Here is a 13,130-nt window from a genome sequence, read left to right on the forward strand (position 1 = left end):
ACCCATGCTCTGCACCAGGCTGACGAACGCCACCTTCCTCACCATGGACCCCGACCACCCCGTCGCCCACGACCTGGGCATCTGGCACGGCCGGATCGTCGGCCTGGACGGGGCCGTCACCTCGCTGCCCGCCCGTGAGGTCGTCGACCTCCAGGGCGCCACCGTGCTGCCCGGATTCATCGACTCACACGTGCACCTGGCCTGGACCGGACTCAAGGCGACCACCCCCAGCGTGGCACCCTGCGAACGCGTCGAGGACGTGCTCGCCGTCGTCGCGCAGGCGGTCGCCCGGAAGCCGCACGGTGCCTGGGTGGACATCGGGGGCTACGACCAGCGGCCCCTCGGCCGCCACCTCACCGCCGCCGAGCTGGACAAGGTCAGCGACGGCCGCAAGGTGTTCATGCTGCACGACTCGGGACACGGCTGCGTCGTCAACACCACCGTCCTCGACCTGCTCCCCGGCGAACTCGCCCACGGCGAGGGCTTCCTCGCCGAGAGCGCCATGACCACCGCCCGCCGGCTGCGCCTGCCCTACGCGCAGGAGGAGATCGCCGACGCCATCGAGCACGCCGGCCGCACCTGCCTCGCCGAAGGCGTCACCGCCTGCGCCGAGGCGGGCATCGGCGGCGGCCTGCTCGGCCACAGCCCGGTCGAGCTCGGCGCCTACCAACTCCTGCGCGACCAGGGGCGGCTGCCGCTGCGGGTCCAGCTCATGGCGGCCGCCGACACCCTGCGGCCCGTGGCCGCACACGGCGCGGACGGGATCCCCCGCGCGCTCTCCCTCGGCCTGCGCACCGGTTTCGGCGACGACTGGCTCTCCCTCGGCGCGCTCAAGGTCTACACCGACGGCGGCATGATGGCGCGCACCGCCGCACTCACCCGCCCCTACGAAGGGAGCGACCGCGCGGGGGAGTTCCAGGACGACCCCGAGCGGATCGCCGACACCATCGTCGACGGTCACCTGGCCGGCTGGCAGCTCGCCGTGCACGCCATCGGGGACCGCGCCGCCGACCTGGCCCTGGACGCCATCGAACGCGCCCAGCGGCTGCGCCCCCGCCCCACCGCCCGGCACCGCATCGAACACGCCGGCCTGATCCGGCCCGACCAACTGCCGCGCTTCGCCCGCCTCGGCGTGAGCGCGGTGGTCCAGCCGCACTTCCTGCGCTCCTTCGGCGACGACTACGCGGCCGTGCTCGGCCCGGACCGGGCTCCCTGGATGTACCGGGGTCGGGGCTTCCTGGACCACGGGGTCACCCTGGTGGGCAGCTCCGACCGCCCCGTCACCGACGGATCACCGCTGCGAGCCATTCAGTTCATGGTGGAACGGGCCTCCGCCTCGGGGGCCCTCATCGGCCCGGACGAGGGCATCACCGTGGACGAGGCCCTGCACGCCTACACCGTGGCGGGCGCCCACGCCTCCCACTGGGACGACAGCGCGGGCACCCTCGCCCCGGGTCGGCGCGCGGACCTGGCCGTACTGGGCGACGACCCGAGGCGGGTCGAGCCCTCGCGGATCGGAGCCATCGAGGTCGTCGCCACGTACGTCGACGGCCGGCCCGCCTGAAAGGGGTGCGCCGTCCCTCACCGTCGCCCGCGCAGGCGGTTCAGTAGCCGTCCGGCCTGCGCGCGCTTGCGGGGGTCGGCGGCGGCCCGCCGGACCGACGCGACCGCCCGCTGCCCCTGCGGGCCGCGCGCGAACTGCTTGATTCGGGTCAACAACGCCGACATGTCGCCTCCTCGGGGTTCTCACGACCTCGTGTACCCCGGGGCGGGACGGACATGTGCACGGCAAGCTGGCGGCTCAGGCGGGCTGCGGCGTGAGCCGCTTGAGGCCCTTGCGGTCGTAGTAGGCGGTCATGGCGAAACCGAACAGCAGGGCCAGCACCGTGCCGACCACGATCATGATCCAGGAGCGGGTGAGCCCCGCGTCGCCGCGGGCGTCGAAGTAGAGGATCGCGCGCACGCCGTCGCTGAGCTGACGCATCGGTTCGAAGTGGGAGAGGAAACGGTAGAAGCCGGGGACCGCTTGCAGCGGGACGGTCGCACCCGACGACGGCAGACCCAACACGATGAACACGAACATCGACACGAGCTGGCCGATCCCGCCGAACGCGGCGTTGATGGCCTGCACGCCCAGGCCGACGGCGAGGGCCGCACAGTAGGAGTAGATCCACAGGAGCGGCAGGTGGGACGCGTCCATCCCCAGGATGCCGACGCAGGCCAGCATCACCAGGGAAACGCTGATCAGCGTGATGCCCGCGGTCATCAGCATCTTGAGGAGCAGCGTCTGGGTCCGGTCGATCGGCACCGTCGGGCGGCGGGTGTGCCAGGGGCCGATCTCGTTGTCGGCGTAGCCGAGGGCGGTGTCGACGCCGTTGCTGATGACGTTGCCGCCCATGAACCCGGCCAGCACCAGCAGCAGGGTGTAGTAGAACGCCGTCAGACCGAGGCCGCTGTGCGCGCCGATCGGGTAGCCGACCCGTGTGACGACGCCGACCGGGTCGGCCAGCAGCAGCTTCGCGGTGGCGCTCGCCCGGCCGCCGGCCGCAGCCGTGAGCTGTTCGCCGACGGTGCCCGACGCGCGGTGGGCGGCTTGCGTCGTGATCTGACTCGCCAACGAGGACCCGAGGCTGCCCTTGCCGGGGTTGGTGAGCACCGTGATGGTCGGCCGCTTCGTGGCGCCGGACGTGGGGAGCGCAGTGACGGACTCCGTGAAGCCGGCCGGGACCACCAGCGCGCCGTAGACCTGGCCGGAGTCGAGCTGGTCCTGGGCCTGGGCGAGGCTCAGTTCCCGCCAGTCCGCCTTGCGGCCCGCGGGGTCCGAGGCGATGGCGGCGGTGATCTGGGTGCCCAGGTTCTGCCGCTGCCCCGGCGGCGGCTGGCCCGTGTCCTCGTTGACCAGGGCGATGGGCAGGTCGCGCAGTTCCGCGTTGGGATTGACGATGCTGCCCATGTAGAGCAGCGACAGCAGCAGGGCGAGCAGTCCCGTCAGGATCGTGGGGACCAACCACAGCTGGGGGCGGCGCACCAGGGCCGCAGCAGTGGCTTCGGGGGCGACGGTCGGGGACATCGGTCTCCGTAGCTTCCCGGCGGGCCGGGATCGAGGGGCGGTGGCAGTATCGGGGCCGCACGGCATCCCCAGGATGGTCTCCGCACCCGGGAAGGCCGCCGTACCCCTCGCGCTCCGGCGGCGAACCCGCGTACGGGACCACCGGAACGGCCCACCCGGGGTTCGGTTACCGGGTCCGGCGGAAGCCGGCGTCCGCGTGTGCCAGCACGGGGACGGCGCCCGGGGGTGTGTAGCGTCGGGATCATGAAACCTGTGACCGGTACGACCACCACCGACCAGGCGCCGGCCGATCCGGCCGCCACCGACGACGTGCTGGCCACCCAGCCCATCGGCTACTGGAGCGGCCTGGTCCACACAGCGGTCACCCGCCAGTTGCGGGACGCCATGGCCAGGATCGACGTGACCCAGCCGCAGTACTGGGTGCTCAACCGGGTGAACAGCGGACTTCCCGCGCCCAGCCGCGAGGAAGTGGTCGCCCAGTTGACCCCTCTCGCGGAAGGACCGCACGAGATCGCCCGCGTCGTGGACCAGCTGCTCCACCGCGGCTGGCTCGCGACCGACGACAGACGGCTCCTGCACCTCACCGAGGCCGGGGAGGGCGCCCGGGCGCGACTGCGGCAGCTGGTGACCGAGCAGCGCGCCGTGGTGCACCAGGGCATCGGGGACGAGGAGTACGTGGCCGCCCTCAAGGTGCTGCGCAGGATGGTCGCCAACGTCGAGGCGGCCGGGACGGGGGCCGCTTGACGGCCCCGAACGCCCCCGCCGGCCGGGCCCGTGCGGGGTTCAGCTGGTGCAGGTGATCGAGAAGGGGACCGGGTCGGAGGTGAAGGGGGCGGGGCTCTGGAGTTCCACGGCCATGCCGGTCGTGAGGGTGCCGGTCCTCGCGTAGGTCGTCAGGCTCACGGTGTCGCGTCCCGTCGGGTTGGCCTTGTCCCCGATCGACAGGGTGCGCCAGTGCGGATCCACCACCGAGCCGTCGCCGGACACCCAGCGGTAGGAGATCAGCGTCGGCTCGGACGCGGTGAAGGTCGCGGTGAACGACGGGGCCCGGCCATCGGGGATCGGGCACCTGCCGGTGTAGGCCGTGTTCGCGCCCGCCACCGACACGCGTACGCCCGGACCGGACGCGGTGTTCCAGCCGTTGACGGTGAGCGCGTAGGCGATCCCGCCGCCGATCAGCACGCAGGCGGCCGTGCCGGCCGTGACGAAGGCCGCCGTACGTCGCTTGCGGCGCGGGGCGGCGACCGCCGAGCCCTCGGCGGTCGCCCCGGCCGCGGCGGCTTCCGCCGGGGTCGGCAGGACGCGGGACGCGGCCGGGGTGGCGTCCGGATCGTGTGCGATGCCCCGTAGGGCTTCGAAGGCTTCGGCGGCAGGGGTCCGCTCGGCGGGCTCCTTGCGGAGCAGCCCGGCGATCACCGGGGTGAGCGGGCCGGCGCGCGTCGGTACCGGCGGTTCTTCCTCCACGACGGACCGCAGGGTGTTCAGCGCGCTGTCCTGCCGGAACGGGGAGATCCCCTCGACGGCTGCGTACAGCATCACACCGAGGGACCACAGGTCCGACTCGGGGCCCGAGGAGCGGCCCAGTGCGCGCTCCGGCGGCAGGTACTCGGGGGAGCCGACCACCTCGCCGGTCATCGTGAGATGGGTGCTGCCCTCGACCATCGCGATGCCGAAGTCGCTGAGCACCACCCGTCCGTCGTCGGCGATCAGTACGTTCGCCGGCTTGACGTCCCGGTGCTCCACCCCGACGGCATGGGCGGCACGCAGCGCGCCCAAGACCTCCGCGCCGATGTGCGCGGCGTACCGGGGGGAGAGCGCCCCCTCCTCCCGCAGCAGATCGGCCAGTGACTGCCCGCGGACCAGCTCCATCACGATCCACGGTCGGCCGTCCTCCATGACCACGTCGTGGACCGTGACCACGTTGCGGTCGGGTATCCGGGCCGCCGCCCACGCCTCCCGCTGCAGGCGGCCGTACATGCGGGCGATGTCATCGCCCCCCAGGCCCGCCGGGGCCCGCACCTCCTTGACGGCGACCTCCCGGTGCAGGGTTTCGTCCAGGGCCCGCCACACGGTGCCCATGCCGCCTTCGCCCAGCCTGGACAACAGCCGGTAGCGGCCCGCGATCAGCGGTTCCCCGCCCACCGGACCCGCTGCCGGGGTGGTGGCCGCGAGCGCGGCCTCCGTCACGGTCTCGGTTTCCTCGTTGTACATGGGGGTGGTTCTCCTCTTATCGCCGGCCGACGCGAGCATCACGTACGGACCGGGCCCCCGGTTCATCAGGACTCAAAAGATTCCAAGAATTGGTTGAACCGAACACGTTCTCGACGGCGTGTTTCTGTCGTACGAGTCGTCAGCAGTGTCGTTCACAAGGGGTGTGCAGTGCCATCGGTCATCGTCGGGCGCACGGGTCCGTTCACCGGACAGAGCGTGGTTCTGGGCAGCGAGCCCCTCAGTTTCGGGCGCAAGAGCGACAACGGCGTCGTGATCGTGAGTCCCAGCGCCTCCCGGCTGCACGCCGAGATCCTCACGGAGGAACCGGGGTTCGTCCTCTACGACCGGGACAGTCGCAACGGTACGTTCGTCAACGATCAGCGGGTCACCCGGCACGTGCTGCGCCCGAACGACTGCATCCGGATCGGTGACGAAACGTTCCTCTATGAGGCGCAGGACGCCATGGAGACGGTCATGGACCTCTCCCTCCTGGACGTCCCCCGGGTCAGTGCCGCGGACCCCGGCACGCTTCGGATCACCATCACCGGCGGCGGCCCGGTGGGCCTCGCCTTCGCCCTTGCGCTCGACGAGATGCTGCCCGGCAGGACCGCCATCACCGTCTACGACGGGCGCTGGACGAGAAGGGGCTCCGCGGTCGTCTGGAAGGACGAGACCCAGGGCAACTTCCGCCGCCAGCAGGTGGTGACCGTCCAGAGCCGGCAGTACCTGGCCCTGTCCGAGGAGGTCCTCGGCGCGCTGTTCGACGACGGCGGCTCCTATTCCGAGATGTGGCCCGTCGGCCCCGACTCGGTCGACGGCCGCCCGCCCCGCAACATCCGGATCGCCCACATCGAGGACCGACTGCTGGACCTGGCGAACCGGCGGCCCGCGATCCGCCTCGTCCCCAGACGCTTCGACGTGACGGAACAGCAGAACAGGCTCACCCAGGAACACGTCCTCGTCGTCAGCGAAGGCGGCCGCTCCCGCACCCGCGAGCACTACGCCGACCGCTTCGGCGCGGCCGACGCCTCCATCTACTCCCTCGACGGCGAACACCTTCAGGACGTCGTGCTCGGGCTGCGGGTCAGGTCGAAGCTGCCGGACCCGATGAGCGTGCTGCTCACCGTGTCGCAGAACCGCTTCCTGCTCAACTCGCTGCGCAGCGAAGGCTTCTTGAACATGCGGCTCACCCGGGAGGAGGCCAAGAACGTCATCGGCATCGACCCGGTGCGCCACGTCTTCGAGGAGTGCATCGCCGCCCGCCCCTGCCTGATGAGCCGACAGGAGGAGGACAACGAGTTCCGCTGCCCCACCCACGGCACCCTCTTCCTGCCTGCCCTGCTGCGCAGTTCCCCGCTGTGGAAGGAGATCCGCCAGGGCCTGCGGCTGTTCGGCGTGGCCGAGGACGACCTGTCGGCGATCACCTCGTTCCGGCTGGACATGGTGCAGCGCCCGCGGTTCACGGCGCAGCTGCACCGACCGACCGCGACCAGCCCCGGCACCTTCGGCTTCCTGCTGGGCGACGCGGCCAACGCCATCCACTTCTGGCCGGGTCGCGGCCTCAACAGCGGCCTGGCATCGGCCACTTCGCTGGCCCGTTCGCTCAGCCGCGCCTGGCAGGGCAAACCGCTGCGGGACGCCGACTTCATCCGCCACGAGGCCGCCATGTCCATGCTCCAGTACCGGCACAAGAGCCGGGCCTGGAACGCCATGGTGACCACCGACGACCAGGGCGTCACCTGCGCCATCAGGGACGTCATCGCGCGCAGCACGGAGGCCGGCGCGGGCGCCGCCGCGGACGGAAGCGACCTGGACGCGCTGCTGGACCGGATGGCCGGCATCCGCGACCGGCTGGGATCCCGGCTGCCCGGGCTGCCCACGGACGGGGAACTCCGCTCCCACCTCGCCCCGATCGCCCCCGCGACCCTGCGCACCCTGCGGGAGAGCGGCGCCTGGGACACCCTGATCGTCGGCGGGGAGGAGGCCGACATCGACCTCTTCTACCAGTCGGACTCCCCGGTCTTCGTACCCCGCCCGGCCGACCCCCGGAGCCTCCCGCTCACGAAGGTCTAGAGCCGGGGCGTTAGCCTCGTTGGATGACTCCTGAGCAGCCTCCGAAGGTCATCACGCGACACCGCGACGGGGAGATCCACGGCTACGCGGTGGGCCCCGGCGCCTTCGGGGCGCTGGAGCCCACCGCGGTCTTCCGGCCGCGCGCCGGCGACGAGGTCGTGGAGTCCGTGGTCCGGGCCGACCTGGAGCGGGTCGTGTACGCGACGCCGAACGGAGTCGTCTGCCTCACGCGCGCCGGTGACCCGGTGTGGGCGTCGGCCTTCGAGCCGCACTCCGACGACGTCCGCCGCGGCCACCGTACGGGCGTTTCGCTGTCCCTGGACGGCCGCACGGTGTGGGTCTACCGGCCGGACGTGATGGCGGGACGCGGGCGTGCGGACCGGTGGGTCGTGTACGACGCCGACACCGGGGAGCTCCTCGCCGATTGGGAGCTGCAGACCGTCGGGCACGGCGGTTCCCACTCCGTGCACCCGGTGGACGGCAGCGTGTACCTCGACATCGGCGAGGGTCAGGACGGGTCCGTCATCCTCAGGGGCGTGATCGGCGCTGACGGCGCACCGCAGTGCGTGACGTACCCGTGGCCGGACCGCCGCCTCATCGACCTGGCGCCGGGCGGGCAGCAGTTCATGACCGTCGACCACGGGCAGGAGGACGTCGCCTTCCACCACCACCCCGGCGGGGAGGTGTTGTTCACCCTGTCCGTCGATGCCTTCGGGTACGACCCGGAGGACACCTACGTGGAATGGAGCGGCGGCTACCTGACCCCGGACACAGCCGTCGTCACCCTTGCCGGTGAACGCCCGGACGAGGAGGAGTGGTTCCGCCACCACCTCGTCGACGTGCACACGGGCGAGGTCGGCGGCGAGATCGACCTCGGCGCGGCCCACCCGTACGACGTGGTACCCCTGGGCGACGGCTCCTGGCTCACCGGATTTCCCGACGGCCACCCCGTCCGCCGCTCCCGCACCGACGGGCGGCGGTGAGGGGAGGGGAGCGGAGGGGCCGCCCACGGGCCGGAAGGGCGCCGGGCACGCGCGAAGGCGGCGCCGGTCAGTCCTGGTTCGAGCGGGACAGGGCTTCGGTGACCATGCGGGTGGCGAAGTCGTGGTCTCCGGTGAGTCGGTTGATGTGCTCCGCGAGCAACAGGGCCGTGGCTTCCAGGGGGTTCATCTCGTCGCCGGTCCAGTCCCCGTACTGCTTGCGCCACAGGTTGGGGCTGAGGCCGGTGGCGGCCGCGACGACCAGGCCGACCATGGTGGGGATGACCTCGGGGCGGACGCTCTTGGGCATCATGCGCAGCGAGGCCACGAAGCTGGGCACCACGTACTCGATGACGTCGCTGTCCTGGTCCTCGTGGGCCATCCGCAGCCACTGCACGAACATGTAGATGAGCGTGCACGCGCCGTCCACCAGGTCTTCGGCCTCCTCGGGGCCCAGTGACGCGGTGAACTGGTCGATCAGCTGCTGCTGTTCGGGGTCGGTCCCGGCCTTGCCGGAGTAGATGGACTTGAGCCGTGAGTCGATCATCATGAGCGCCGCACCCACATCGCCGACGGCAGCGTGCTTGGAGTCACAGGGCGATGGCACAGGATTCCTCCTCGGGTGACCGTGTGCAACTCTTCGTGCTCGTACAGTAGCCCCCCGGGAGGCGGGCGGTCAGCGGAATCCCGTGCGTCCCTGCAAGCCGGTGACATGCTCCGGTCCGGGGTGGAGAATCGGACGCACTGGGGTGGGCCGAGGGGCGGGGGCGCTGATGGGTCGGGCACTGCGCGTGGGGATCGTGGTTCTGCCGGTGGGGTTCGTGCTGTGGTACGCCTCGTACTACACCACGATCGTGGTGTGGGAGTTGCGCAAGCTCTTCGCCTGGTTCGCCCTGCCCCTGCTGGCCGCGACGGCCGTCGTGGTGGGCCTGCTGGTGGTCCGTGGGCTGCGCCGGCGTGCGGGGCGCACGGTGGTCGCCGAGAACGCGGCAGTCGCGCTCGGCTGCCTGGGAGCCGTGGTCGGGCTGGGGCTGACCGTCGGCTGGCTGGTGTACGGCTCGTACCTGCAGGACCGTGCCTACATGGCCACGGCGCAGGTCGTGACCGAGCCCGTTCCCGCGCTGTCGGCGCGGGTGCCGTACGTGGCCGGCAAGGCGCAGGCCGCCCCGCACCTGGGCGATGTCACCGGCGAGATCTCCGACATCACCTACCTGCCGGACTCGGACCGGTTCGCCACCCTGGTCGAGCGGCGCGGCTGGCTGGCCGGGTACGAGGTCGGCCTCGTGCAGGACGTCCCCCTCGGCGGCGAGAGCCGCAGCCAGGAGCGCTGCCCCTTCGACGTGTCCGAGGCGGACGCGAGGATCAGCGGCTGGTTCACCCACAACCTCGGCAGGAAGATCTCGGCCGCGAAGCGGTGGGTCCGGTTCGAGGCGGACGACGCCTACGTGACCTGTTCGCAGGGCACACCGGTCGTGGTCGTCCCGCTCAAGCGGCAGACCGGGCTCCTCGTGGTGACCGAGCGCCCCGCCGGTGTCGCGCTCTACGACGGGCGGACCGGGAAGCTCACCGTCACCACCGACACCTCCGCGGTTCCCGGTCCGTCCTATCCGATCAGCCTGGCGGCCCGCCAGCGGGAAGGGACGGCCGCGGTGGGCGGCTTCAGCGACTGGTGGTTCGAGCGCAGCGGGTGGGACGCCTCCGAGGACGGCGCCAACGAGGGCAACGAGTCCGAGTTCACCATGCGGTACGCCGCGGAGGCCGGGCGCAGTGCGTACGTCACCCCGCTGACCCCGCAGGGGGAGGCCAGTTCGGTCGTGGCCGTGTCGACGGTGCCCACCCGACACCAGGGCGGCGGGCTCGCGCCGATGACCGTCCACCGCCTCGATCCGGCGTGGTCGTCCCCGAAAGCGCTCGTCGCCCTGATCAAGGCGGAGTACCGGGACGTCTGCTGCTACAACGACGACCAGGTGTTCGAGGTCGTGCCCACCGGGGGCGGAACGTGGACGGCCACCGTCGGTAGTGAGCAGAACGTCCGCTACCGGGTGGAGGGGAAGGGCCAGGTGGGCGGTCGTGAGGCGACCTGTCTGAAGGCCGCCGACGGCGGGCTCATCCGGTGCGCGTACGCGGTGCCCGGATCGCCCGAGGAACAGGAGCTCAAACGCCGGGAGCAGCAGAAACAGCAGCAGGAGGGTGCGAAGCACCCTGGGGACCCCGGCGACCTGACGGGTTACACGAACGAGCAGTTGGCCGAACTCCAGCGCCGCATGACCGAGGAGATCGGCCGCCGTCTGAAGGCCGGATGACCCGGTGGCCGCGGTGGCCCCGGTGGCCCCGGTGGCCCCGGTGGCCCCGGTGGCCGGGTGGCCGGACCGGGCGCGCGGAAGCCGCCGCGCCGTCCGGGCCGGCGTGCGGGCTCGTCACCGCACCGATCCGGTCACCCTGGTCGGTTGTTCGGCGCACCGTGCGGGCCCGCGACCTGGGCCGCAGGTGCGGGAGGTCGCGTCACACCGGTCGACGCGCCGCGCTTCAGCGCGGTGCGGGCCTTGCGGACACCCGGCGGGAGCTGCGCGAACGCCCCTCGGGTTTCCGACATGCGAACGGACTGTCCGTAATTCGACCGCCCGTGTGCGACGGGCCTTCACACCTGGCAGGCTCTGGCTCGCTTGAGCGCTACATGGAAGTTCTAGCGCGCTAATCAGCCTTCGATCCGAAAGTGGGCCTTGTCATGCGCCATCGCTTAGCCGCCGTTTCCGCCGCCACTCTCCTGTGCCTCGCCGGCACCGCGGGCCTGGCGGAGGCGAGCCCCGCGAGCTCGAGCACACCCTCCGCCATGGTCCTCGCCGTCGCCCAGGGGGACGACGCCGCCACGGGCGCGGTCCTGCGGGCGGTCGTCCTCAGCTGCGGTTACGCCGCCGAGGGCACGCACCCCGACCCCCGGGCCGCGTGCGACGCCCTCAATGCCACCGAGGGCGAGTTCGACCGCCTGCTGGCCGCTCAGGATGCCGGCCGGGCGTGCCCGAGGCGCTACGCCCCCGTCACCGTCACCGCGGACGGCGTATGGGGCGGGGGTCGCATCGAGTGGAAACACACCTTCCGCAACGCGTGCGTGATGTCCGCGACCCTGAACGGCAACGCCCTCTACGCGTTCTGACGCCCCTGACCCCGCCTCCCCTCCCCTCCCCTCCCCGCCTCCCGATTCCCGCCCCCGGTCTACGGGTTGAGGTGCCAGATGGCGGCGCTGAGCGCCGTCGCGTAGGCCACCCACAGCAGGTACGGCAGGAGCAGTGCGGCGGCGGTGCGGTGCAGGGGCCGGAAGAGGGCCGCCGTGACGCCGATGGCGGCCAGGAGCAGGACGATGTCGGCCAGGGCGAATCCGTACCGGCGGGCACCGAAGAACAGCGGTGTCCACAGGAGGTTCAGGAGGAGCTGGGCGGACCACCAGGTGAGCGCCCGCCGTACGCCCGGGCGGTCCGGACAGCGCCAGACCAGCCAGCCGGCGATCGCGATCGTGGCGTACAGCACGGTCCAGACCGGGCCGAAGACCCAGGCGGGTGGTGCCCACGGCGGCCGCTCCAGCGAGCGGTAGACCTCGCCCGCGTCGGCCGAGGCGAGGGCGCCGGCGAACGCGACGCCGTACGTCGCCACGAGGAACGCGGCGAGAGCCCGTCGGCTTCCGGCCCCGTGCGGCGGTGGTGCAGGTGTTGCGGAAGATGTCACGTTCGGCCTCCCCGTGGTCTTGACGTCACCCGGCACGGGGAGGCCCCGGTGCTCGGGATCGACCGGCTGCTCGCCACGCCCCCTCTTCCGCCCGCGTGCGGCATCCGGATGCGGGCGGCGCCGATCGGAACCGGCGGGCGCGGCACGGGACCGGCGGCCACCTCGGGTGGCGGCCGGCCCCGGCGGGCCGGAGGTCGGGCAGGGGGGCGGCGGTCGGGCACGGGAGGTCGGGGTGGGGCCGCCGCGCCAGGGACACCCCCGTCACGGGCGTACCGCTCTCTCCCTGGGCGCGGCGGGTGGCGGCCCGCCGGGCGGCGTGCGGGTCAGTTCTGCCAGGGGGTCCAGCTGCCGCTGTTCAGGCGGTGCCGGGACCAGCGCTCACCGTCCATGCCGACGATCGAGATGGTCGGGTTCCAGGTGTTGTTGCCTTCGATGCGGACCCCACTGCGCACGGTCCCGCCCATGGACGTCCAGTCGCTCCACGAGCCCCCGGCGTACTGCCAGCGGGTCCACACCGCGAAGTCGGTGCCGACGATGAAGACCTGACGGTTTCCGGCCGGGTACGTCATCCAGGCCTCGCCGTACTCGCAGATGTAGTCACCGCCGAGCCCGGACACATGACAGAAACCGCCAGCGGCGGCGGGCGCCGCAGCCTGCGCCGGGGCGGCGGTGACACCGGCGAGGGCGGCCCCGGAGAGCGCGAGCGTGGTGACAGCGAGGGCGGAGCGGCGGAGGATGGCCAAGGTCATGTGGGTACTCCCCAATCGGGATGACGGAACGACTTGACGCTCCGAACACTTCCACCCGCCGCAAACGATGCTCTAACGGCCCGCTAACGCTCCGCCGATGCCGCATCGCCCCCCTGTGTTCGAGAGCGGAACGTGCGTTCCGTGTTTGGCCGAGGGTGTACTCATGCCGCCGGAACAATCCGACTTATCCTCGGGCAGGGGCCGTCACTACATGAACAGAACGGCACGAAGCAGTACGGATCGACAAGGGTGGGGTCTGTGCAGTTCCGTGTGTTGGGGCCGGTCTCCGTAACGACGGCGAACGGAGGTCCGCTCCCGCTCGGCCCTGCC

12 protein-coding genes are annotated in these 13,130 nt (G+C 71.9%); 6 read left to right on the forward strand and 6 right to left on the reverse strand.

Annotated features, from left to right (window positions below; genetic code table 11):
- Positions 1-4 precede the first annotated feature (4 nt).
- Positions 5-1,564, forward strand: coding sequence for an amidohydrolase (locus ACIQK6_RS25950; protein WP_402695563.1), 1,560 nt, complete (start codon positions 5-7; stop codon positions 1,562-1,564).
- A 17-nt stretch (positions 1,565-1,581) separates the two neighbouring features.
- Here the strand turns inward: ACIQK6_RS25950 and ACIQK6_RS25955 are convergent, their stop codons facing one another.
- Together ACIQK6_RS25955 and ACIQK6_RS25960 are read right to left on the reverse strand one after the other, a co-directional pair.
- Positions 1,582-1,728 (reverse strand): hypothetical protein, encoded by a 147-nt coding sequence (locus ACIQK6_RS25955; protein WP_329106206.1) that lies wholly within the window; start codon positions 1,726-1,728, stop codon positions 1,582-1,584.
- 73 nt (positions 1,729-1,801) lie between these two features.
- A complete protein-coding gene (locus ACIQK6_RS25960; RefSeq protein WP_402695564.1) occupies positions 1,802-3,070 on the reverse strand; it encodes a YhgE/Pip domain-containing protein in 1,269 nt (422 codons plus the stop codon).
- Positions 3,071-3,313: 243 nt separating this feature from the next.
- On the opposite strand from ACIQK6_RS25960, the gene ACIQK6_RS25965 reads away from it, so the two are divergent.
- A complete protein-coding gene (locus ACIQK6_RS25965) occupies positions 3,314-3,814 on the forward strand; it encodes a MarR family winged helix-turn-helix transcriptional regulator (protein ID WP_329106210.1) in 501 nt (166 codons plus the stop codon).
- Positions 3,815-3,853: 39 nt separating this feature from the next.
- Here ACIQK6_RS25965 and ACIQK6_RS25970 read toward each other — a convergent pair whose 3' ends face one another.
- Positions 3,854-5,197: a serine/threonine-protein kinase gene (locus ACIQK6_RS25970; RefSeq protein ID WP_402695628.1), complete on the reverse strand. Its 1,344-nt coding sequence runs from the start codon at positions 5,195-5,197 to the stop codon at positions 3,854-3,856.
- A 252-nt stretch (positions 5,198-5,449) separates the two neighbouring features.
- On the opposite strand from ACIQK6_RS25970, the gene ACIQK6_RS25975 reads away from it, so the two are divergent.
- Positions 5,450-7,354, forward strand: coding sequence for an FHA domain-containing protein (locus ACIQK6_RS25975; protein WP_402695565.1), 1,905 nt, complete (start codon positions 5,450-5,452; stop codon positions 7,352-7,354).
- A 23-nt stretch (positions 7,355-7,377) separates the two neighbouring features.
- Positions 7,378-8,337, forward strand: a complete 960-nt coding sequence (locus tag ACIQK6_RS25980; RefSeq protein ID WP_329106214.1) for a hypothetical protein — start codon at positions 7,378-7,380, stop codon at positions 8,335-8,337.
- Positions 8,338-8,404: 67 nt separating this feature from the next.
- On the opposite strand, the gene ACIQK6_RS25985 is transcribed toward ACIQK6_RS25980, so the two are convergent.
- Positions 8,405-8,941 carry a hypothetical protein gene (locus ACIQK6_RS25985; RefSeq protein ID WP_402695566.1) on the reverse strand — a complete coding sequence of 179 codons (537 nt, stop codon included), beginning with the start codon at positions 8,939-8,941 and terminating at the stop codon, positions 8,405-8,407.
- Positions 8,942-9,107: 166 nt separating this feature from the next.
- On the opposite strand from ACIQK6_RS25985, the gene ACIQK6_RS25990 reads away from it, so the two are divergent.
- Both ACIQK6_RS25990 and ACIQK6_RS25995 read left to right on the forward strand, forming a co-directional pair.
- Positions 9,108-10,637: a hypothetical protein gene (locus ACIQK6_RS25990; protein ID WP_329106218.1), complete on the forward strand. Its 1,530-nt coding sequence runs from the start codon at positions 9,108-9,110 to the stop codon at positions 10,635-10,637.
- A gap of 422 nt (positions 10,638-11,059) precedes the next feature.
- On the forward strand, positions 11,060-11,485 hold the full coding sequence (locus tag ACIQK6_RS25995) for an SSI family serine proteinase inhibitor (RefSeq protein ID WP_329106222.1): 426 nt from the start codon (positions 11,060-11,062) through the stop codon (positions 11,483-11,485).
- A 59-nt stretch (positions 11,486-11,544) separates the two neighbouring features.
- On the opposite strand, the gene ACIQK6_RS26000 is transcribed toward ACIQK6_RS25995, so the two are convergent.
- Positions 11,545-12,051, reverse strand: a complete 507-nt coding sequence (locus tag ACIQK6_RS26000) for a TspO/MBR family protein (protein ID WP_329106224.1) — start codon at positions 12,049-12,051, stop codon at positions 11,545-11,547.
- A gap of 323 nt (positions 12,052-12,374) precedes the next feature.
- Positions 12,375-12,800: a hypothetical protein gene (locus ACIQK6_RS26005; RefSeq protein WP_402695567.1), complete on the reverse strand. Its 426-nt coding sequence runs from the start codon at positions 12,798-12,800 to the stop codon at positions 12,375-12,377.
- Between the last annotated feature and the right edge of the window lie 330 nt (positions 12,801-13,130).

The sequence above is a fragment of the Streptomyces sp. NPDC091682 genome (assembly GCF_044756625.1).
GTDB lineage: Bacteria > Actinomycetota > Actinomycetes > Streptomycetales > Streptomycetaceae > Streptomyces.